Origin of the sequence: Pseudomonas bohemica (genome assembly GCF_002934685.1) — a bacterium.
GTDB classification, from domain to species: domain Bacteria; phylum Pseudomonadota; class Gammaproteobacteria; order Pseudomonadales; family Pseudomonadaceae; genus Aquipseudomonas; species Aquipseudomonas bohemica.
Genome location: NZ_NKHL01000095.1, coordinates 7,702 through 29,289 on the forward strand (window position 1 = coordinate 7,702; position 21,588 = coordinate 29,289).

A 21,588-nucleotide genomic window follows, 5' to 3' on the forward strand; every position below is an offset into this window, starting at 1 on the left:
TTCTCCCACGCAAGTTCAGACGTCCCAGATCGCGACGGTGTCTGGGTTTGCGCGGAGGAAGAGCAACAGCAAGAGCAAACGCAGAAGCTACAGGTGACGCGATCCTGTGCGAGACGTCGGAGGTTACGACGGCAGCGAATGCGGTGGGTCAGCTGCAGATCAGTTGCCTGAAACTCCGCTTTCGCCACTGTCGTAACCTCCAGAAGCTCCCACAGGTACAGCGCTGATCCTCAAATCCTGCTGTTCCTGCTCTGCTTTTAATCTTGATCTTCTCTCACGCAAGTTCAGACGTTCCAGATCGCGACGGTGTCTGGGCTTGCGCGGAGGAAGAGCGACAGCAAGAGCAAACGCAGAAGCTACAGGTTGACGCGATGCTGTGGGAGACGTCGGAGGTTACGACGGCAGCGAATGCGGTGGGTCAGCTGCGGATCAGTTGCCTGAAACTTCGCTTTCCCCACTGTCGTAACCTCCAGAAGCTCCCACAGGTACAGCGCTGATCTTCAAATTCTGCTGTTCCTGCTCTGCTTTTAAACTTGATCTTCTCTCACGCAAGTTAAGACGCCATAGATCGAAAGTGGTCCGCTGTAAAAGCGAAATCGTGATAAGAGCCACGTTCGATAACGGATATTCACCCAATCCCTAAACCGACAATCCCCGCAAATCCAAAAAGGCCGTCACGCTTACACGCAACGGCCTTTTTCCCCCGCAGTCAGGCCCGAATCAAACCACAAACTGCTCCGCGTAATGACAGGCAACCTGCCGGTTATCCACAGTACGCAACTCCGGCACCTGCGCGACACAACGCTCCGTTGCATACGGGCAACGCTTGTGGAAAGCACAGCCTGACGGCGGATTCAGCGGGTTAGGCAGCTCGCCGACGATCTTGATCTTCGGCTTCGACGGATCCGGATGGATCGTCGGAGTCGCCGACAGCAACGCCTGCGTATACGGATGCAACGGACGGTTGTAGATCTCCTCCTTCGGACCCATTTCCGCTGGCCGCCCCAGATACATCACCAACACCGTATCCGCAACATGGCGCACCACCGCCAGGTTGTGCGAAATGAATACATAACCGGTGTTGAACTCCTGCTGCAGATCCATGAACAGGTTCAACACCTGCGCTTGAATCGACACGTCCAGCGCCGACGTCGGTTCATCCGCGACCAGAACTTTGGGTTGCAACATCATCGCGCGGGCCAGGGCGATACGCTGACGCTGGCCGCCGGAGAACATGTGTGGATAGCGCTGATAGTGCTCAGGTCGCAGGCCGACCTGCTTCATCATCGCCTGCACTTTCTCGCGACGCTCGGCCGCAGAAAGCTTGGTGTTGATCAGCAGCGGCTCGCCCAGCTGATCACCGATTTTCTGACGCGGGTTCAGCGAGGCATACGGGCTTTGGAAAACCATCTGCACGTCCTTGCGCAGTTGCTTGCGTTGATCCTTGGTCGCGCCGGTCACTTCCTGCCCGGCGATTTTCAGGGAGCCCGATGATGGCTCCTCGATCAGGGTCAGGGCGCGGGCGAGGGTGGATTTGCCGCAGCCGGATTCACCGACCACAGCCAGAGTCTTGCCAGCTTCCAGTTCGAACGACACACCGTTGAGGGCGCGAACCGTGGCGTGGGGTTTGAACAGACCCTGGGATACATCGTAGTGACGGGTCAGGTCACGGGCGGTCAAGACGATTTCGCTCATTACGCCACCTCCTGATTCAGCGGAAAGAAGCAACGCGCCAGGCTTTGGGTCTTAGGGTCCAGCGCCGGGCGTTGCTGGCGGCATTTTTCCTGCACATACGGGCAGCGCGGCGACAGCAGGCAACCGCTTGGACGGTCGTAGCGACCGGGAACGATACCTGGCAGGGTCGACAGTCGGGCAGCGCCCATACTGTGCTCCGGGATCGCCGCCAACAGGGCTTCGCTGTATGGGTGTGCAGGCACGTCGAACAGGCCAGGGACCTGACCGACTTCCACCGCTTGACCGGCGTACATCACGCAGACGCGCTGAGCGGTTTCGGCGACGACGGCCAAGTCATGGGTGATCAGCACCAGTGCCATGTCCTGCTCTTTTTGCAGGGCCAGCAGCAGGTCCATGATCTGCGCCTGAATGGTTACGTCGAGCGCGGTGGTCGGTTCGTCGGCGATCAGCAGTTTCGGCTCGCCGGCAATCGCCATGGCAATCGCGACACGCTGGCTCATGCCACCGGAGAGCTGGTGCGGGTAGGCGTCCAGACGCTGTTCGGCGCCCGGAATCTCCACCTTCTTCAGCAGCTCGAGTGCACGTTGACGCGCCGCGCGGCCAGACATGCCCAGGTGCGCGCGCAGCACTTCCTGGATCTGGAAGCCCACGGTGTAGCTGGGGTTGAGCGCGGTCATTGGGTCCTGGAAGACCATCGACAGGTCCTTGCCGACGATCTGCCGACGCTGACGCGAGCTCAGCTTGAGCATGTCCTTGCCGTCGAAATTCAGGGAGTCGGCGGTGACGATGCCGGGGTGATCGATCAGGCCCATCAGCGCCATCATGGTCACGGATTTACCCGAGCCCGATTCGCCGACGATCGCCAGGACTTCGCCTTTGTCCACAGCCAGGTCCAGGCCATCGACGACCGGGGTGGCTGTGGCGTCGCCGAAGCGAACGTTGAGGTTGTTGATTTCTAGAAGTGGCATTCGGACGTCCTCAGGCGGCGTTCTTGAGTTTCGGGTCCAGCGCATCGCGCAGACCGTCGCCCATCAGGTTGATTGCCAGCACGCTGAGCAAAATGGTCAGGCCCGGGAGGCTCACCACCCACCAGGCGCGTTCGATGTAGTCGCGGGCCGAAGCGAGCATGGTGCCCCACTCAGGCGTCGGCGGTTGTACACCCAGACCCAGGAAGCCCAGCGCCGCGGCGTCGAGGATGGCCGAGGAAAAACTCAGGGTTGCCTGAACGATCAGCGGTGCCATGCAGTTCGGCAGCACGGTGATGAACATCAGGCGCGGCAGGGTGGCGCCGGCCAGACGGGCCGCGGTCACGTAGTCGCGGTTCAGCTCGCCCATGACTGCGGCACGGGTCAGGCGCACGTAGGACGGCAGCGAGACGATGGCGATGGCGATCACGGTGTTGATCAGGCCAGGGCCGAGGATCGCGACAATGGCAACGGCCAGCAGCAGCGAAGGCAGGGCCAGCATGATGTCCATCAGACGCATGATGGTGGGCCCAAGGATTTTCGGGAAGAAACCGGCCAGCAGACCCATGAGGATCCCCGGTATCAACGACATCACCACCGACGACAGGCCGATCAACAGCGACAGGCGCGAGCCCTGGATCAGACGCGACAGCAAATCGCGGCCCAGCTCGTCGGTGCCCAGCAGGAACTGCCATTGGCCGCCTTCGAGCCAGACCGGCGGGGTCAACAGGAAGTCCCGGTATTGCTCGCTCGGATCATGGGGGGCGACCCACGGGGCGAAGAGGGCGCAGAAAACGATCAGCAGCATGAACGCCAGGCCTGCGACGGCGCCTTTGTTCTTGGAAAAATGCTGCCAGAACTCTTTGTAGACGGACGGGTAGAGCAGGCTTTGATCGACTGCTACTACGGAAGTAGATGTGCTCATAGAAAGTGATCTCAGCGCTGGTGACGAATGCGTGGGTTGGCAAAGCCGTAGAGGATGTCCACCACGAAGTTGACCAGAATCACCAGGCAGGCGATTAACAGGATGCCGTTCTGCACGACAGGATAGTCACGGGCGCCAATGGCTTCGATCAGCCATTTGCCGATACCCGGCCAGGAGAAGATCGTTTCGGTCAGTACGGCACCGGCGAGCAGCGTGCCTACTTGAAGGCCGAACACGGTCAGGACCGGAATCAGCGCGTTGCGCAGGCCATGAACGAAAACCACGCGAGCTGGCGACAGCCCTTTGGCCCGTGCGGTGCGCACGTAGTCTTCACGCAGCACTTCAAGCATCGAGGAGCGGGTCATCCGCGCGATCACCGCCAGCGGGATGGTGCCGAGCACGATGGCCGGCAGGATCAGGTGACGCAGTGCGTCGATGAACGAACCTTCTTCATCGCTGAGCAGGGTGTCGATCAGCATGAAGCCGGTTTTCGGAGGAATGTCGTAAAGCAGGTCGATACGTCCCGATACCGGGGTCCAGCCCAACGATACCGAGAAAAACATGATCAGGATCAGGCCCCACCAGAAGATCGGCATCGAGTATCCCGCAAGCGAAATACCCATCACCCCATGGTCGAACAGGGATCCTCGTCGCAATGCCGCGATGACACCGGCCAGAAGCCCGAGGATGCCAGCGAATATCAGCGCCGCAATCGACAGTTCCAGTGTTGCCGGAAACAGTGAAGTGAATTCGGTCCACACGCTCGTACGCGTCCGCAGCGATTCGCCCAGGTCGCCATGGGCGAGCTTGCCGACGTAATCGATGTATTGCGCATAAAGGGGTTTGTTCAGGCCAAGACGTTCCATGGCTTGGGCGTGCATTTCCGGATCGACCCGGCGTTCACCCATCATGACTTCGACCGGGTCGCCCGGAATCAGGCGGATCAGTGCGAAGGTCAGCAATGTGATGCCGAAGAAGGTGGGTATCAGTAACCCCACTCGGCGAGCGATAAAACTAAACATCTTCTCGTGTACCTCATCTGCCGGTTAGGCGTGTACTGGCGTGGCTCTAGGTAGAGCCCGCCAGATTTTTCTTCTTACTTCACTTGGGTGGTAGCGAAGTTATTAGTGGTGAGAGGGCTAATGTGATAACCCTCTACGTTGTTGCGCATTGCAGTGAACATCTTGGTGTGCGCCATGCTGATCCATGGCTGATCCTGATTGAAGATCGCCTGTGCCTGCTCGTAGAGCGAAGCACGTTCGGCCGGGTCGGTTTTTTCCCGAGCCTGATCGATCAACGTCTGGAACTTCTGATTGCACCAGCGGGCGTAGTTTTCGCCGTTTTTGGCGGCCTCGCAGCTAAGCAGTGGCGTGAGGAAGTTATCAGGGTCACCATTGTCACCTGCCCAGCCAGCGGACACCATGTCGTGCTCACCGTTTTTCGCACGTTTGAGCATTTCGCCCCATTCCATGACGCGAATATCTAACTTAATGCCGACTTTCGCCAAATCGGCCTGCATCATTTGCGCACCCAGCATCGGGTTCGGGTTGGTGGGGCCACCGCCATTACGGGTGAACAGGCTGAACACGGTGCCATCCGGCACGCCCGCTTCCTTAAGCAAGGCACGTGCCTTGTCCAGATCGTGCGCTGGATTCTTCAATTCTTTGTTATAGCCCAGCAGCGTGTCCGGGTACGGGTTGACGCCGACGGTGGCGTTGCCCTTGCCGAACAGTGCGTTGACGTAGGCTTCCTTGTCGAAGGCGATTTCGATGGCCTTACGCACACGCACGTCACTCATGTACTGGCGCGTGGTATTCATCGCGATGTAGGCGGTGGTCATCGCGTTCAACTCGTCGACCTTAAGGTTCGGGTCTTTCTTGATGCTCGGGATGTCATCAGGTTTCGGATACAGCGCGATCTGACATTCGTTGGCCTTGAGCTTTTGCAGCCGGACGTTGTTGTCAGTGGATATCGCCAGAATCAGCGTGTCAGCCGGCGGCTTGCCACGGAAGTAATCCGGGTTGGCCTTGAAGCGCACCTGTGCGTCCTTGGCGTAGCGCTGGAAGACGAACGGGCCGGTGCCGATGGGCTGACTGTTCAGGCCTTCGGTCTTGTTGGTTTTGAGCAACTGATCGGCGTATTCGGCCGAGTAGATCGAAGCGAACGCCATGGCCACGTCGGCAAGGAATGGCGCTTCGCGGCGGGTCAGAGTGAACTTGACGGTGTTGTCGTCAACCTTTTCGACGTTCTTGAGCAGCTCCTTGAAGCCCATGCTCTCGAAGTACGGGAAACCCACGGTCGATTGTTTGTGCCACGGATGGTTCGGGTCCAGCTGCCGCTGGAAGCTCCAGACCACGTCGTCGGCGTTCATGTCGCGCGTCGGTTTGAAGTAATCGGTGGTGTGGAATTTGACGCCTTTGCGCAGATGAAACGTGTAATTGAGCCCGTCGTCGCTGATTTCCCAGGACTCGGCCAGCGCAGGCTCGATCTCGGTGGTGCCGGGCTTGAAATCCACCAGACGGTTGTAAATGGTTTCCGCTGCCGCATCGGCGGTGACGGCGGTGGTGTACAGCGCCGTGTCGAACCCCTCCGGGCTGGCTTCGGTGCAGACCACCAGTGGCTTGGCCGAGACGCCGATCGCGACGCTGAACAGTGCCAGTGCGACTGCGTTGCGCAATGTTGCGAGTTTGAATGTCGATTTCAAGAAAACGCCCTCCGCAAGTGATGAAGCCATTACTGAGTGGGTGTTTCGGGGCCTTAAGTTCTGTCTTGGAACGGCCCCGAAACTGCCCACGGTTTGATTACAGGATGTTGAACGGAATCGTGGTCACCAGACGGAACTCGTTGATGTTGCCGTCAGCCTGGTTGGCGCTCGCACGGTGAGTGGTGTAGGTGCCGCGCATGGTCGAAGCCTTCAGCGGGCCGGACTGCATGGTGTACGAAGCACCGATGCCGTATTCGTAGTGGGTTTCGCCGTCCATGCCGCGTACGTCATAGGCGGTGCCCTTGTAGTGGGTGCCGTCGATGTCGAAACCACGTGCCTGATAGATGTTGAACTTCAGGCCCGGCACGCCGTAGTCGGCCATGTTCAGCAGGTAACCCAGCTGTACCGACTTCTCGTTCGGTCCGTTGAAGTCCGAGAGCAGGGAGTTGGCCAGGAAGATGGCGTTGCTGTCGTGGACGTAGTCGAAGTAGGTGTCACCCTCGACTTCCTGATACGAGATGCTGAAGCTGTGCGCCTTGTGGGTCGCCGTCAATGACAGGGAGTAGGTGTCGTTGTCGATGGGGCCCATCTTTTTCTGGCCCGAATCTTTGGTTTTGTAGTAGTTCAGGTTGGTCGACAGGCCCAGCACGTCCGTATCGCCCATTTCGTGCAGGAACGAGAAGTAGTACTGGTGCCAGAAGTCCTCGACGTTGGAGGCGTAAAAGCTCGTGGTCAGGCTCTTGAGCGGTTTGTAGTCCACGCCGGCGATGTCCACGCGATCGGCTTCGATGTTCGCGTTGGCGGTGTACTCGGAACGGAACTTGGTCAGGCTCTGCTCGGAACGCGGCGAAACGCGGTCGAAGCTGCCTGCGGTGAACGACAGGTTATTGAATTCTTCGCTGAGCACGCTCACGCCTTCGAAGCTCGACGGCAGCGCGCGGTTGCCGATGTAAGCCAGCACCGGAGTGTTGAGCGACTGGCGGCCTGCGGTCAGCGTAGTGTTGGAAATGCGCGCCTTGATGTTGCCCAGCCCCAGTTTGCTCCACTGGCCGACCGCTTCACCGTTGTTCCTGGTGAGGGTACGGTTGGCGCCGCCCATCAAATCGTCCTTGTCGCGGTCCAGCGCGACGGCGTTGTAGACCGCCATCTGGGTGGCGAAACCGATAGGGCCCTGAGTGAAGCCCGAAGTGTAGTCAACGATGGTGCCCTGTACCCAGTTGATACGGCGTGGGTCGCGATCGACCACAACGCCGTCTTCGCTGCGGCTGAAATTGCCGCCGCGACGCAACAGTTCGTTGGAATACCAGTTTCTGGTCGAACCGGTCAGTTTCGAATCTTCCAGAAAGCCTTTGGCTTCGCTCTGGGCGTTGCTTGTGGCCAGGGTAGTCGGAACGAATTCCTGGCTGGTTGGCTCTGCCTGCGCCGCGACGCTCAAGGCGAGTGCGGACAAGGCGAATACAGCTGTGCTGACTTTTTTCACGTTTTAAAGCTCCCTATTACATCTTATAGAGGCCGGTTTTTATGAGTGGACCGGCTTTGATGAAACGGCCTTGTGGGCCTTTTTTTGCTCGTTCCGCGGATTGCGGATAAAGCAGTGCCATAGGCGAAACTCACCTGTGGCACGAGTTGCCCGGGGTTATTCGGCGATGCTGACGCCCGAGAAGTTGTTGCGGTTGAACGGGCTGACCAAAAAACCCTGGACTTCAGCCCGCAACGGCTGAATGACAGTCGAGTGGGCGATCGGCGTGATCGGCACCTGACTCTTGAGATAATGCTGGGCCTGCTTGTAGAGGCTGATGCGCTGGTCCTTGTCCGCCGTGGAAACGGCTGCCTTGATCAACGCGTCGTATTTTTCGTCGCACCACATCGAGTAGTTGTTGCCGCCGATGGAGGCGCAGCTGTACAGCGTGCCCATCCAGTTGTCCGGGTCACCGTTGTCTCCGGTCCAGCCGATCAGCGAGATATCGTGCTCACCATTCTTGCTGCGCTTGAGGTACTCGCCCCACTCGTAACTGACGATGGTGGCCTTGATGCCGACCCTGGCCCAATCCGCCTGAAGCATTTGCGCCATCAGCTTGGCGTTGGGGTTGTAGGGGCGTTGCACGGGCATGGCCCAGAGTGTCAGTTCGGTGCCTTCCTTGACGCCGGCGGCGCGCAGCATTTCCCGGGCCTTGTCGGGGTTGTAAGGGGCGTCCTTGACCGTTTCATCGTACGACCATTGCGTCGGCGGCATGGCGTTCTGCGCCAGTTGGCCGGCGCCCTGATACACCGCATCGATAATGGCCTTCTTGTCGACCGCCATATCCAGCGCTCGGCGCACTTGCAGGTTATCCAGCGGCGAATGACGAACGTTGTAGGAGATGTAGCCAAGGTTGAAGCCGGGCTTCTCGATCACTTTCAGTTGTTTGTCGGCCTTGATCGACTCGATGTCGGCCGGGCGTGGATTGAGTGTGACCTGGCATTCGTTTTTCTTGAGTTTCTGCACCCGTACCGAGGCATCGGTATTGATGGCGTAGATCAGTTGGTCGATCTTCACCCGGCTGGGGTCCCAAAACTGTTTATTGGCGACATACCGAATCTGGGAATCTTTTTGATAACGCTGAAAGACAAATGGTCCGGTGCCAATAGGGGATTGGTTTATCTCGCGAACATTGCCGGATGCCATCAATTTGTCAGCATATTCGGCGGACAGAATCGAAGCGAAGTTCATCGCTATATTCTGAATGAATGCCGCATCCACTTTATTCAGAACAAATACGACCGTCATGGGTCCGGTCTTTTCGACAGACTTGATGTTCTTGTCCAGGCCCATGCTGGTGAAGTAGGGGAATTCCGTCGGATATGCAACCCGGAAAGGATGATCTTTCTGCAGCATGCGGTTGAAGGTGAACAGCACGTCATCAGCATTGAAATCCCGAGTCGGCGTGAACAGCTTGTTGCTGTGGAATTTCACCCCCTCACGCAGGTGAAAGGTGTAGCTCAGGCCGTCCGGGGATATGTCCCAACGGGTCGCCAGGGCAGGCACCACGCTGGTCTGGCCACGCTCGAACTCGGCCAAGCGGTTATAGATCGGCTCTGCCGCGTCGTTATCCGTGCCCGAAGTGTATTGAGCGATATCGAAACCTGCAGGGCTGCCTTCGGAACAGAAGACCAGGCTTTTGGTCGCGGCTTGGGTAGCCGGACTTGTGGCTAACAGCACGGCAGTTAACAGCGAACTCATCACAATATGTTTACGCATGACAATCCTTATCGTCTGGAGCGTGAATCACCCTGGAATGACCGGAGAAGCCCGTAGCAATCGTTTGCGCAAACAGACTTTCCGATCAGGACACCCGACCGACAGATAAACGGCAAATATCAGCTGCGGGAACTTGAGACGGTATGTCCGCCAAGCCGCACAGTAAATACTTCTGATTACTTAAAACGTTGTAGGAAAAGTACATATCGTTAGTAGGCAAATTCTCTGTGTTGCGAATTACGCATCTAACGATATTCATTTTCATTTATGAATCACGCATATAACGACACGATCGCGATACCCGAAGGTACCGCGACCGTGAAGTCATATAGAGGAGTTACTTACCGCTGACGCTCACGCCGTAGAACGAATTCAGACCGAATGGGCTGATCTTGAAGTCCTGAACTTCCTTACGCATTGGCTGGTAAACAGTCGAGTGCGCGATCGGAGTCATCGGAACGGCGTCCTTGAGCAAGTGCTGAGCCTGTTTGTACAGCTCGATGCGCTTGGCCTGGTCGGTAGTTTCCTTGGCTTCGTGGATCAGCTTGTCGAACGGCTTGTCACACCACTTGGCGAAGTTGTTGCCGTTGATTGCGTCGCAACCGAACAGGGTGCCCAGCCAGTTGTCCGGGTCACCGTTGTCACCGCTCCAGCCAATCAGCATCGCGCCGTTTTCACCGTTCTTGGCGCGCTTGATGTACTCGCCCCACTCGTAGGAAACGATCTTGGCGTTGATGCCGATCTTCTTCCAGTCGTTCTGAAGCATCTCGGCCATCAGCTTGGCGTTAGGGTTGTACGGACGCTGAACCGGCATCGCCCACAGGGTGATTTCGGTGCCTTGCGCCACGCCTGCCTTTTTCAGCAGTTCCTTGGCTTTGGCGATGTCGTACGGTGCGTCCTTGATGGTGGTGTCATAAGACCACTGGGTCGGTGGCATGGCATTGACGGCCAGTTGGCCCGCGCCCTGATACACCGCGTCGATGATGGCTTTCTTGTCGACAGCCATGTCCAGCGCCTGTCGCACTTCCAGCTTGGCCAATGGGTTGGGTTTGTTGTCGTCCTTGATCTTGTCCATCGTGTTGTAGGCGATGTAACCCAGGTTGAAGCCCGCCTGATCGGGCATCTTCAGATTAGCGTCGGCCTTCAGCGGAGCAATGTCGGCTGGACGCGGGTAAGCAATGATCTGGCATTCGTTTTTCTTCAGCTTCTGTGCACGAACCGAAGCGTCAGTGGTGATGGCGAAAATCAGGTTGTCGACCTTGACGTCTTCAGGCTTCCAGTAGTCCTTGTTTGCGGTGAAACGGATGTTGGAGTCTTTCTGGTAACTCTTGAATACGAAAGGACCGGTGCCGATTGGCTTCTGGTTGATCTCCTCCGGCTTGCCTTGCTTGAGCAGCTGAGCTGCGTATTCAGCGGACTGAATGGACGCGAAGCTCATCGCCAGGTTCTGAATGAACGCAGCGTCGACTGTGCCCAAAGTCATCTTGACGGTGTGATCGTCAACCTTCTCGACCTTAGTGATGTTGGTGTCCATCGCCATGTCGGTGAAGTATGGGAATTCGGTCGGGTACGCCTTACGGTACGGATCGTCCTTGTTGATCATGCGGTTGAACGTGAACAGCACGTCGTCGGCATTGAAGGTACGAGTCGGTTTGAAGTACGGCGTGGTGTGGAACTTGACACCTTCACGCAGGTGGAAGGTATAGGTCAGGCCGTCCGGAGTGACGTCCCAGCTGGTAGCCAGACCTGGAATTACGGCGGTACCGCCACGTTCGAACTGGCTCAGACGGTTGAAAACAGTCTCGGCCGAAGCGTCGAAGTCGGTGCCGGTGGTGTATTGACCTGGGTCGAAACCAGCGGGGCTGCCTTCGGAGCAGAACACCAGGTTCGATGCTGCATGAGCGAAGGGAGCGCTGGCGATCAAACCTGCGCCGAGTAGAAACGGAATGACCGCTTTTTTGAGCATGGTGGCCTCAGTTGTTGTCATTTTTTGGTTGAGGGTACGACCTTGTGGGTCGGTCCCGCGGATACTTATGCAGGCGCCATACCCAAAGCAAGATGCTGGCGCCAATCAAGTGTCAAAGAGTGGCACGAACGTACACGAATGTCGCAAAAGTATAATTTCTGGCGCGGTTAAACGTTTGCGTGTCGCATATCGGTATCTTTGTTGCACTTTTTGGGTGCGTTTGCGCGTGGCAAATGCACCCGTTTGTATCGTAAGTGTTACTTCGATGTTGCTGGTTGATAGTGCTATTTGGCCACGCTCACCCCATAAAAGGGCGTTAGACCGAATGGGCTGAGTTTGAAGTCCTGCACCTCCTTGCGCATGGGCTGAAACACTTTTGAGTTGGCGATCGGGGTGATGGGCACGTCGTTTTTCAGAATGTTCTGCGCCTGCTGGTACAGCTTGATCCGCTCGGCGCGGTTGCTGGTCAGCTTGGCCTGAGTCACCAGCTTGTCGTAGCTCGGGTTACACCATTTCGCATAGTTGCTGCCCTTGACCGCCGCGCAGCTGTAGAGCACGCCGAGCCAGTTGTCGGGGTCACCGTTGTCACCTGTCCAGCCGTAGATCATCACATCGTGCTCACCAGCCTTGGCGCGCTTGATGTACTCGCCCCATTCGTAGCTGACGATGTTGGCCTTGATGCCGATTTTCGCCCAGTCGGACTGAATCATCTGCGCCGACATTCGTGCGTTCGGATTGGAGGCGCGTTGCACGGTCATGGCCCAGAGGTTGATCTGCGTGCCCGGCGCGACGCCGGCCTCCTTGAGCAGCTGTCTGGCTTTTTCGGGATCGTGGGGCGCGTCCTTGATGTTCGGGTCATAGCCCCATTGCGCAGGGGGCAGGGCGTTTTGCGCCAGCTGTCCGGCGCCTTGATAAACCGCTTTGATGATCGCGGGCTTGTCGATGGCCATGTCCAGCGCCTGACGTACCTTGAGCTGGTCCAGCGGCGCATGGGTCACGTTGTAGGCGAGAAAGCCCAGGTTGAAACCGGCCTGACTCAACACTTTCAGATTCGGGTCTTTCTCGGCTTGCGCGATGTCCTCCGGCCGTGGGTAGCCGCTGATCTGGCACTCGTTGGCCTTGAGTTTCTGCAGGCGCGTGGCCGCGTCGGTGTTGATCGAGAAGATCAGATTGTCGAGCTTCACATCCTCTGGCTTCCAGTAGTCCTTGTTGCCGACGAAACGGATCTGCGCGTCTTTCTGATAGCGCTTGAACACGAATGGGCCGGTGCCGATCGGCTTCTGGTTGATGTCTTCGGCTTTGCCTTCCTTGAGCAGTTTGGCGGCGTATTCCGCAGATTGGATCGAGGCGAAGCTCATGGCCAGGTTCTGGATGAACGCAGCATCGATGTTGTTCAGGTGGAACCTGACAGTCTGCGGGTCGACCTTCTCCACCTGCTTGATGGTCTTGTTCATGTCCATGTCGGTGAAGTAGGGCGACTCGGACGGGTAGGCCTTGCGGAACGGATCGTCGGCGTTGAGCAGGCGGTTGAAGGTGAACAGCACATCGTCAGCGTTGAGTTCGCGCGTCGGTTTGAAGTAATCGGTGGTATGGAATTTCACGCCCTGGCGCAGATGAAAGGTGTAGGTCAGACCATCGTCGGAAACGTCCCATTGCGTGGCCAACCCCGGTTCCACTTCAGTGCCGCCACGCTTGAATTGGGTCAGGCGGTTGAACACGGTTTCGGCCGAGGCATCGAACTCGGTGCCGCTGGTGTACTGACTCGGATCGAAGCCCGCGGGGCTCGCTTCGGAGCAGTACACCAACGTGCTGGCGGCCTGCACCGACGGCACACACAGCGCCATCGCTGCAGCCAGAAGCAAGGGGTTGAAGGTTTTCTCCATGTGAACCTCATACAAGTGCGGCATTCGTGCCTGAAAATCATCGAGTGATGACCGACAGCGCAGGATGCCGTACCGATGAGAGGGCGTACAAGAAGCCTCTCGGATCTATTTAATGATGCGCAGTAACTGAAGAAGCGTTTTTATTGTGGTGCCTCCTGGTGACAAGGTGAACAGCGCCCAGAGTGGGGAGTCTTTGTCGAGAAATTCACCACGCATGAAGTTCAGGTAAGCGATGCTGTCTTTCCTCATTTGCTCCAGTGTGTTGCTTCCTGTCTCGGCCAACTGTTTGCGCAGTTCGAGCAGCTCGGTTGTCGAGCTGCTCCGCTGAACTTCCTGCGAATTTTCTGCTGCCCAGGTGGCCACCATTGCGTCCTGCCAGTCAGTGTCTTGAGGGTGCGCGAAGTACGATTTGGCGACGGCCACGGGGTCGGCCTCTACATCGCCAGCCCAGTAGGCCGCCATGGCATCGCCAACATGTCTGACGGCGTGGGCGGCCAGCGAAGCCGCCAGCAAATGCAAGGGGTGTTCGGCATGGTCCTTGGCCAGTTGCGAATGGGTTGGGTCGGTCGAGCCGTTGCCGTGCGGGTCTTGTCCGTAGCGGGTCTGCCAGTCGCCAACGTGGTTGCCGAACAGTGTGAGCACGTCCTTCATGACGACGGCGACGGCGTTACCCGGCACCGCCGCTGCGCCCTGCAGGTAAGCGGCGCAGCGTTGCAGAAATTCGGCGAAAGGCAGGCCGACCCAGGCATCGCGGGCGCTCAGGAATTCCTCGAACTTTTTTAGGTAGAGTGGGTTGTGATGTTCCTGCAGCAGAATCAGCAGCAGTTGCTCGCGGGGGCTGCGGTCACCCGGCTTCAGTGGCATGTAGGTGACATCGTCGGTCGAGAACAGAATCTTGCCCAGCGGGCCGAGTAGACTCCCCAGAACGTCCGTCGACCCGAACATCCCGGTCACCAGCGGCAGCCCGGCCTTGCAGTCGGCAGGAGAAGTCCAGGGCAGCACCTGGGAATAGCCGTTTTTGATCAGGGCCAGCTCCACGAAGTTGGAGTGGGCGAAAAAGTCTTCCAGTACATGCAGTGCTGAACCGAACGCCCGCAGGCCGCCAGGACTGAATGTTTTTTTGAGGGTCGTCTGCAATTCGCGCTCCATGAAATCCACGGAGCGCGCGATGTAGCGCTTCATCGATGTTTCGTAATCGACTTCCAGCAGCGGATCACCTTCCAGCACCTTCGGTTCGAAGTCCATGTCGCGCGTGGTGGGGTCCGGGGCATTCGAATCCGTGCTTTTCGGATTGTCGATGTGCTCGCTCGGACGGTAAACCCCGAGAATTTCGGGCGTCACGGTGAATAGCTCCGGAGCGCTTACACGCATGTCACCGAACCGCTTGATCGAGAGGATATCGACAATCTTGGTCAGTGCTTCACGAGACAAGACGTCGGGGAAGTCTTTGGGCGTATCGGCGGCACGAACGATCTTGGGGTCTACTACCTGCGAATAGTCCCTCAACCAATTGCCGAAATAGACCGCTTTACGTTCCTGTTCCGAAAAGCTGCTTCTGCTTAGAACTTCCTCGATCTCCATGTGGGTCATGTGGCCGTCGTCACCGTCACCCGCTTCGAAGGCTTCACGGTCGGCGTGGCCGTGATAATGCCCGGCGTTGTTCAGCCCCGCGTCGTAGCGCTTGATGATGGTTTTGTGCGCGCTTTCCCAATTTGCCGTGATGTTCAGCTCCGGCTCCTGCGGCAGATACTGCAAGGTTGCGATGCGGATATAGGTGCTGTCGAACTTGCCCAGCAACGCCATCCAATACGAAAAGCGTGCCCCTTCCTCGCCTGGCGCGTCCTCGGCCAGTGGTGTCGACTCGTCGTCAAGATAATCGCCGAAATCATGGCGCAGTACGTTGTCGATGTGATGGCCGAACTCATGCAGAAGAATGTTCAGAAATTCGGCGATGCGAACATTGCGGACGACGTTTTCAATGACCGAAGAGTGGATACGAATCAGGCGTTCACGATTGTCGTAATCGGCAAGATAGTCACTGTCTTCGATCAGGATGGCCGGGTTTTCGATATCACCCGCAATCAATCGCTCTTGTAACGCGCAATAGACGCGGTCGGGAATAGTCTCCCCAAAAATACGCGCCATGCTTTGAGTGAAGTCGACAGCCGAAAGACTCGTGGCGATCTGCGTCAGCAGATCCAGAGCGAAGGTGCTCTGCACCTCTTCTGGCAGGTTATAAGAGCGTGTTATCGCGGGTTGAAAAGCCATGATGGATTCTTCCTTGAATCATTGATAAGCCCTGGTCCGGCGTCGCCCATAAGCAGAAGCCTGAGCATGGCGACGCTCCAGATGCAGTGGTCGATGGGTGCTACGAGTGTCGATTCTATGCATTACGCAGGACGTGAATATCAGACACGGATTTGCTAGACGTAGGACTCGGTATCCAGTCAGGAAAGAAGGTGCGACGGGCGAGGTCAGGAAGGGGAGGCGGGGGGAGCGGGCAGCGGCAGTCTCGGCTTGACTGCCGCTGGCTTCGATCAGGGAATGGCGACTTCGATCACGCCATCGGCGGTGACGCTGACCTGGCTAGTGCCAGCCTCGACTTCAGGCGTCGGTGCAGCATCGGCACGGGCGGCTTTCATCATCATGACCGGCGCACGCATATAAGGCTGCGGGTAGCCCGATGTGTTCAGGTTGAGGTTGACGAGTTTGTAGCCGCTGCCGCCAAGCGCATCGGTGACCAGTTGCGCGCGGGCCTTGAAGGCGGTGACGGCGTCTTTGAGCAGGGTGTCTTCGCTGGCCTTGCGTGCCGGGTTGGAGATGGAAAAGTCCATACCGCCCATTTTCATGTCACTGCCCAGCAGTTCGCCGGTCAGCTTCGACAGGGCTGCGAAATCGGGGCTTTCCAGACGCAGCTCGGCGCGCTCGCGCCAACCGGTGATCGTCTGACCCTTGTCGTCGTAGATCGGATAGCTGTTGCGGCTACCCTGACGAATGGTTACCTCCTTGACCTGGCGGGCTTCGCCGAGGGCCTTGTTCAGGGTTTCGGTGACCCCGGCGGCCAGTTTGGCGGGATCGGTATTCTGCGATTCGGTGTACACGGTGACCGTCATCAGGTCGCGCTGGACTTGCTGATTGACCTCGGCGCGCACGGAGACCTGATTGTAATGAACGTCTTCGGCCATGACGCAGGCGCTGGCAAGCGTAGCGGCGCCAAGGGTGAGCAATGTGGCAGTGGGGCGAAGGCTGAACATGTAAAACTCCTTGTTGGCGAACCGTCCATGGTGGCTCCATGAGGCATGCCGGACGGATGCCCATCAGACTGTCATCCGGGGATCTTGTTCCTATCACGACTATGTCTGCCTCATCCGGCCCATGGCTGCACGGTTTGTCGTCGGTGGCGTCGGTGAAATTGCTGCCGCCGGCAAGCCGGACTGCTACAACGTTATGAGGCGATACCGCTGTGGCGCTTTGACGCACTTTGACGGAAAGCCGCGCCGCATTGGTTATACTCGCTCCGATCCGCCTGGAGCGCTCATCAGGAGAGCTCATGCTCGCCCCCGTACAATTACTCTCCGCCACCCGCCAGAACCTCTGGCGACTGACGTTCGTCCGCATTCTGGTGCTGGGTGCCCAAGCCGGCTCGGTCGGTTTTGCCTATCTCTTCAACCTGCTGCCGCTGCCCTGGCTGCAACTGGACATCACGCTCGGTTTTTCCGCCATCGTCTGCCTGCTGACGGCCATCAGGCTGCGCACTTCATGGCCGGTCACCGAACTTGAATACGCCGTGCAACTGGCATTCGACCTGTTTATCCACAGCGCGCTGCTGTATTTCTCGGGCGGATCGACCAACCCCTTCGTTTCCTATTATCTGGTGCCGCTGACCATCGCCGCGGTGACGTTGCCCTGGCGCTATTCGCTGATCCTCTCCGGCATCGCCCTGGCGCTGTACACCCTGATGCTCGCCAACTTCTATCCCGTGGAGGCTTTCGCCATCGCCCGCGAGAAGATGCAGATCTACGGCATGTGGCTCAGTTTCGCCCTGGCTGCCGGGGTGATCACCTTCTTCGCCGCGCGCATGGCCGAGGAGCTGCGGCGTCAGGAGCAGATGCGCGCCTTGCGCCGGGAAGAGGGCGCCCGGGATCAGCAATTGCTGGCCGTGGCCACCGAAGCCGCAGGTGCTGCTCACGAACTGGGCACGCCGCTGGCGACCATGAGCGTGCTGCTCAAGGAGATGCAGCAGGACCACAAGGACCCTGCGCTGCAGGAAGACCTGTCGGTGCTCCAGGATCAGGTCAAGCTGTGCAAGGAAACGCTGCAGCAACTGGTCCGCGCCGCAGAAGCCAATCGCCGTCTCAGCGTGCAAGAGCAGACCGCCACTCACTGGCTCGATCAAGCGCTCAATCGCTGGCACCTGATGCGCCCGGAGGCCAGCTACCGCTTCCAGCGTCTGGGCCAGGGCGAGATGCCGATGGTCGCGCCGCCACCCGATCTGACCCAGGCCCTGCTGAACTTGCTGAACAATGCCGCCGATGCCTGCCCGGAAGGTCTGGAAGTGAATCTGGACTGGAGCCTTGCGGAGATCAACATCACCATCCGCGACCACGGGGCAGGGGTCCCGCTGGCCGTGGCCGAACAGATCGGCAAACCGTTCTTTACCACCAAGGGCAAAGGCTTCGGCCTGGGCCTGTTTCTGAGCAAGGCCAGCGTGACCCGCGCGGGCGGCTCGGTGAGACTCTATCCTCACGAGGAAGGCGGCACGCTCACCGAACTGCGCCTGCCCCGTAATGCACCAGGAGAAGAAGCATGACTGATGAGATCCAGGTCCAAGGCGAAGAGCTGCCGCACCTGCTGCTGGTGGACGATGACGCCACCTTCACTCGCGTGATGGCGCGCGCCATGGCCCGCCGTGGCTTTCGGGTCAGCACCGCAAGCTCCGCCGAAGAAGGATTGAAGCTGGCCCAGGACGATCTTCCTGACTACGCCACCGTCGATCTGAAAATGGAAGGCGACTCCGGACTGGTGCTGTTGCCCAAGCTGCTGGAACTGGACCCGGAAATGCGTGTCCTGATACTGACCGGTTATTCGAGCATCGCCACTGCGGTCGAAGCCATCAAGCGCGGCGCCTGCAACTACCTGTGCAAGCCGGCCGACGCTGACGATGTGCTGGCCGCGCTGCTGTCCGAGCACGCCGATCTGGACACCCTGGTGCCGGAAAACCCGATGTCCGTGGACCGCTTGCAGTGGGAGCACATTCAGCGGGTGCTGACCGAGCACGAGGGCAATATTTCGGCAACTGCTCGAGCGCTGGGGATGCACCGACGCACATTGCAGCGCAAGTTGCAGAAGCGACCGGTCCGTCGTTAAGCAAGGATTGCCATATAAAGATTTCTTCATGGAAGACCGTGCGTGGCGTCTGGCACATTGGTGCCAACGCCATTAAATGCCTGCCGTCGAGCCTTCACCATGAATTTTGATATCGATGAATCCAGGGTCAATGACGCTGTGGCCGGGAGCTTTTTCTCCCGGGTCTGGAAGCTGGTCACACCCTACTGGCGCAGCGAAGAAAAGGGCATGGCCTGGGTGCTGCTGATTGCCGTGATCGCGCTTTCGCTGTTCAGCGTTTTCATCTCCGTACTGGTCAACAGCTGGTACCGGGACTTTTACAACGCCCTGCAAAACAAGGATCTGGGCGCCTTCACCCACCTGATCCTGTATTTCTGCGGAATCGCCGCCATTGCCATTCTCGGCGCGGTGTATCGGCTTTACCTGACGCAGATGCTGACCATCCGCTGGCGTCGCTGGCTCACTGAAAAGCATTTCACCAAGTGGCTCGCGCACAAGAACTACTACCGGCTGGAACAAGGCGGTTACACCGATAACCCTGACCAGCGGCTGTCCGAAGACCTCAATAATTTCACCTCCGACACGCTGAGCCTGAGCCTTGGCCTGTTGCGCACGGTGGTGAGCCTGGTGTCGTTCTCGGTGATTTTGTGGGGCGTGTCCGGCAGCATCGAGCTGTATGGCATCACCATCCCCGGCTACATGTTCTGGGCCGCGCTGCTGTACGCCGCCGTTGGCAGCTGGCTGACCCACCTGATCGGCAAACGCCTGATCCTGCTCAGCAACCAGCAACAGCGCTATGAAGCGGACATGCGTTTTTCCTTGGTCCGGGTTCGCGAAAACGCCGAAAGCATTGCCCTGTCCGAGGGCGAGGCCAACGAGAACCAGCGCCTGAGCGCGCGTTTCGACATGGTCTGGAGTAACTTCTGGACCATCATGAAAGTGCAGAAGCGTCTGACGTTCTTCACCGCAGGCTATTCGCAGATCGCCATCGTCTTCGCCTTCGTCGTCGCCGCACCGCGCTACTTCGCGGGCAAGATCGAGCTCGGCGAGCTGATGCAGATCAACTCGGCGTTCGGCAATGTTCAGGAAAACTTCAGCTGGTTTATCGACGCGTACACCCAGTTGGCGTCGTGGCGGGCAACCTGTGATCGTCTGCTCAGCTTCCGCCAGGCCATGGACGAGAACGAAGCCCGCGTGCCTGCGATCAAGGTCAGCCATGAAAGCAATGCGCTGCATGTGCAGGGGCTGGATCTGTCGCTGATCGGCGGTCGTCAATTGCTGAACAACGCCAGCATCGACATCGCGGCAGGCGAGAAAGTCATGCTCAGCGGCCGTTCCGGCAGCGGCAAGAGTACCCTGCTGCGGGCGCTGGGCGGGCTGTGGAACGAAGGGCAGGGCGCGGTGAAATTACCGGCCAAACGTGCCTTCTTTTTGCCGCAGAAACCCTATCTGCCCATCGGCACGCTGCGCGAAGCCTTGAGCTACCCACAGGCGCCCGAGGTGTACCCGGCCGAGCGTTTCGCCCAGGTACTGGAAACCTGTCGACTCGGCCACCTGGTGCCGCGTCTGGATGAGAGCAATCACTGGCAGCGCATGCTGTCGCCGGGCGAGCAGCAGCGGGTGGCGTTTGCCCGAGCGCTCCTGTTCGCGCCGGACTGGTTGTACCTGGACGAAGCCACGTCGGCGATGGACGAGGAAGACGAAGCAGCGCTGTATCAGGCCCTGCTCGACGAACTGCCCGGCGTGACCCTGCTCAGCATTGGTCATCGCAGCAGCCTCAAGCGCTTCCATCGCCGTCATCTGCGCATCGAGGGCGGACAGTTACAGGAGCAGCCGCATCCCGAAACGGTGATTTGAGGATCAATCGGGCAAAGTGCCGCAAAAACCTACGAACTCGCCGGGTTTGTTATGTGATCGTACAACCCGGTGAGCTATGATTAGCCTTTCACCGTATTTAGAGATACCTGTTGGATATGGAAAATCAGAGTGCTCCGCCTCGCGCACGCCGAAAGCACCGCAGCCTCGCGCAGGAACTGGTAACCGAACTCTCCGAGCGCATTCGCAACGGCGAGCTCAAGCGCGGCGACAAGCTACCCACCGAGTCGGCGATCATGGAAGAGCAGGGCGTAAGCCGCACGGTGGTGCGTGAAGCCATCTCGCGCCTGCAAGCGTCCGGCCTGGTCGAGACGCGCCATGGTATCGGCACCTTCGTACTCGATACACCGAGCCCGAGCGGGTTTCGCATCGATCCGGCGACCATCGTTACACTGCGTGATGTGCTGGCGATTCTGGAGCTGCGGATCAGCCTTGAGGTCGAGTCGGCGGGTCTGGCAGCACAGCGCCGCTCGCCGGAGCAACTGGCCGACATGCGCGCTGCTCTGGACGCCCTCAATGAAGGAGCGTCCCACGCCAGCGATGCCGTCGGCGCGGACTTCCAGTTCCACATGGCCATCGCGCTGTCCACCGGCAACCGCTATTTCACTGACATCATGAATCACCTGGGCACCAGCATCATCCCGCGCACCCGTTTGAACTCCGCGCGGTTGGCCCATGACGATCATCAGCACTACATGAATCGCCTGAGCCGCGAGCATGAAGAAATCTACGACGCCATTGCCCGCCAGGATTCCGATGCTGCGCGCGCCGCCATGCGCCTGCACCTGACCAACAGCCGCGAGCGGTTGCGTCATGCCCACGAAGAGGCGGAGTCGCAGCGGGCTTGAGGTCGTATGACCTGATCATGCGGTGGGCCAGCACGCCTTGTTCCAAATGTAGGAGCGCGCTTGCCCGCGAATTCTCGGGGCCGGCAGCAACTTAGACACCTGATTTTGGCAGGTCTTCCCGTATTCGCTGCTCTTCGAGGCGG

At 58.6% G+C, this 21,588-nt stretch carries 15 protein-coding genes; 4 read left to right on the plus strand and 11 right to left on the minus strand.

Features of this window, described 5'->3' with window-relative positions; translation table 11 throughout:
- Positions 1 to 720: 720 nt before the first annotated feature.
- The 11 genes from CE491_RS07845 to CE491_RS07895 form a co-directional block, all read right to left on the minus strand.
- The gene (locus CE491_RS07845) at positions 721 to 1,695 is read right to left on the minus strand and encodes a peptide ABC transporter ATP-binding protein (RefSeq protein WP_110947782.1); all 975 of its coding nucleotides are present in this window, start codon (positions 1,693 to 1,695) and stop codon (positions 721 to 723) included.
- A complete protein-coding gene (locus CE491_RS07850) occupies positions 1,695 to 2,663 on the minus strand; it encodes an ABC transporter ATP-binding protein (protein ID WP_110947783.1) in 969 nt (322 codons plus the stop codon). The genes CE491_RS07845 and CE491_RS07850 overlap by 1 nt, the downstream gene beginning before the upstream one ends.
- Before the next feature lie 10 nt (positions 2,664 to 2,673).
- Positions 2,674 to 3,585, minus strand: a complete 912-nt coding sequence (locus tag CE491_RS07855) for an ABC transporter permease subunit (protein WP_110947784.1) — start codon at positions 3,583 to 3,585, stop codon at positions 2,674 to 2,676.
- An 11-nt stretch (positions 3,586 to 3,596) separates the two neighbouring features.
- On the minus strand, positions 3,597 to 4,607 hold the full coding sequence (locus tag CE491_RS07860) for an ABC transporter permease subunit (RefSeq protein ID WP_081565634.1): 1,011 nt from the start codon (positions 4,605 to 4,607) through the stop codon (positions 3,597 to 3,599).
- A 74-nt stretch (positions 4,608 to 4,681) separates the two neighbouring features.
- Positions 4,682 to 6,289, minus strand: a complete 1,608-nt coding sequence (locus tag CE491_RS07865; RefSeq protein WP_234407542.1) for an ABC transporter substrate-binding protein — start codon at positions 6,287 to 6,289, stop codon at positions 4,682 to 4,684.
- Between the two features lie 97 nt (positions 6,290 to 6,386).
- Positions 6,387 to 7,769 (minus strand): OprD family porin, encoded by a 1,383-nt coding sequence (locus tag CE491_RS07870; protein ID WP_110947786.1) that lies wholly within the window; start codon positions 7,767 to 7,769, stop codon positions 6,387 to 6,389.
- Positions 7,770 to 7,925: 156 nt separating this feature from the next.
- Positions 7,926 to 9,527, minus strand: a complete 1,602-nt coding sequence (locus tag CE491_RS07875) for an ABC transporter substrate-binding protein (RefSeq protein ID WP_110947787.1) — start codon at positions 9,525 to 9,527, stop codon at positions 7,926 to 7,928.
- Positions 9,528 to 9,864: 337 nt separating this feature from the next.
- Complete coding sequence (locus tag CE491_RS07880; protein WP_110947788.1) at positions 9,865 to 11,493, minus strand: ABC transporter substrate-binding protein; 1,629 nt, start codon at positions 11,491 to 11,493, stop codon at positions 9,865 to 9,867.
- Between the two features lie 284 nt (positions 11,494 to 11,777).
- On the minus strand, positions 11,778 to 13,376 hold the full coding sequence (locus tag CE491_RS07885; protein ID WP_110947789.1) for an ABC transporter substrate-binding protein: 1,599 nt from the start codon (positions 13,374 to 13,376) through the stop codon (positions 11,778 to 11,780).
- A gap of 105 nt (positions 13,377 to 13,481) precedes the next feature.
- On the minus strand, positions 13,482 to 15,644 hold the full coding sequence (locus CE491_RS07890; protein WP_110947790.1) for an HET-C-related protein: 2,163 nt from the start codon (positions 15,642 to 15,644) through the stop codon (positions 13,482 to 13,484).
- 269 nt (positions 15,645 to 15,913) lie between these two features.
- Positions 15,914 to 16,630, minus strand: a complete 717-nt coding sequence (locus CE491_RS07895; RefSeq protein WP_110947791.1) for an SIMPL domain-containing protein — start codon at positions 16,628 to 16,630, stop codon at positions 15,914 to 15,916.
- Positions 16,631 to 16,926: 296 nt separating this feature from the next.
- On the opposite strand from CE491_RS07895, the gene CE491_RS07900 reads away from it, so the two are divergent.
- From CE491_RS07900 to CE491_RS07915, 4 genes are all read left to right on the plus strand, one after another.
- Entirely contained in the window at positions 16,927 to 18,186 is a 1,260-nt protein-coding gene (locus CE491_RS07900) for an ATP-binding protein (RefSeq protein WP_110947792.1), read from the plus strand.
- The gene (locus CE491_RS07905) at positions 18,183 to 18,743 is read left to right on the plus strand and encodes a response regulator transcription factor (RefSeq protein WP_110947793.1); all 561 of its coding nucleotides are present in this window, start codon (positions 18,183 to 18,185) and stop codon (positions 18,741 to 18,743) included. The genes CE491_RS07900 and CE491_RS07905 overlap by 4 nt, the downstream gene beginning before the upstream one ends.
- Positions 18,744 to 18,842: 99 nt before the next feature.
- Positions 18,843 to 20,579 carry an ABC transporter ATP-binding protein/permease gene (locus CE491_RS07910; RefSeq protein ID WP_110947794.1) on the plus strand — a complete coding sequence of 579 codons (1,737 nt, stop codon included), beginning with the start codon at positions 18,843 to 18,845 and terminating at the stop codon, positions 20,577 to 20,579.
- Positions 20,580 to 20,695: 116 nt separating this feature from the next.
- Positions 20,696 to 21,445 carry a FadR/GntR family transcriptional regulator gene (locus CE491_RS07915; RefSeq protein WP_110947795.1) on the plus strand — a complete coding sequence of 250 codons (750 nt, stop codon included), beginning with the start codon at positions 20,696 to 20,698 and terminating at the stop codon, positions 21,443 to 21,445.
- Positions 21,446 to 21,588 lie beyond the last annotated feature (143 nt).

What these genes read in the sequence shown, in the direction of transcription:
- CE491_RS07845 (WP_110947782.1), bottom strand. Translation starts at nt 1,695, where the DNA reads ATGAGCGAAATCGTCTTGACCGCCCGTGACCTGACCCGTCACTACGAT.
- CE491_RS07850 (WP_110947783.1), bottom strand. Translation starts at nt 2,663, where the DNA reads ATGCCACTTCTAGAAATCAACAACCTCAACGTTCGCTTCGGCGACGCC.
- CE491_RS07855 (WP_110947784.1), bottom strand. Translation starts at nt 3,585, where the DNA reads ATGAGCACATCTACTTCCGTAGTAGCAGTCGATCAAAGCCTGCTCTAC.
- CE491_RS07860 (WP_081565634.1), bottom strand. Translation starts at nt 4,607, where the DNA reads ATGTTTAGTTTTATCGCTCGCCGAGTGGGGTTACTGATACCCACCTTC.
- CE491_RS07875 (WP_110947787.1), bottom strand. Translation starts at nt 9,527, where the DNA reads ATGCGTAAACATATTGTGATGAGTTCGCTGTTAACTGCCGTGCTGTTA.
- CE491_RS07880 (WP_110947788.1), bottom strand. Translation starts at nt 11,493, where the DNA reads ATGCTCAAAAAAGCGGTCATTCCGTTTCTACTCGGCGCAGGTTTGATC.
- CE491_RS07885 (WP_110947789.1), bottom strand. Translation starts at nt 13,376, where the DNA reads ATGGAGAAAACCTTCAACCCCTTGCTTCTGGCTGCAGCGATGGCGCTG.
- CE491_RS07890 (WP_110947790.1), bottom strand. Translation starts at nt 15,644, where the DNA reads ATGGCTTTTCAACCCGCGATAACACGCTCTTATAACCTGCCAGAAGAG.
- CE491_RS07895 (WP_110947791.1), bottom strand. Translation starts at nt 16,630, where the DNA reads ATGTTCAGCCTTCGCCCCACTGCCACATTGCTCACCCTTGGCGCCGCT.
- CE491_RS07900 (WP_110947792.1), top strand. Translation starts at nt 16,927, where the DNA reads ATGCTCGCCCCCGTACAATTACTCTCCGCCACCCGCCAGAACCTCTGG.
- CE491_RS07905 (WP_110947793.1), top strand. Translation starts at nt 18,183, where the DNA reads ATGACTGATGAGATCCAGGTCCAAGGCGAAGAGCTGCCGCACCTGCTG.
- CE491_RS07910 (WP_110947794.1), top strand. Translation starts at nt 18,843, where the DNA reads ATGAATTTTGATATCGATGAATCCAGGGTCAATGACGCTGTGGCCGGG.
- CE491_RS07915 (WP_110947795.1), top strand. Translation starts at nt 20,696, where the DNA reads ATGGAAAATCAGAGTGCTCCGCCTCGCGCACGCCGAAAGCACCGCAGC.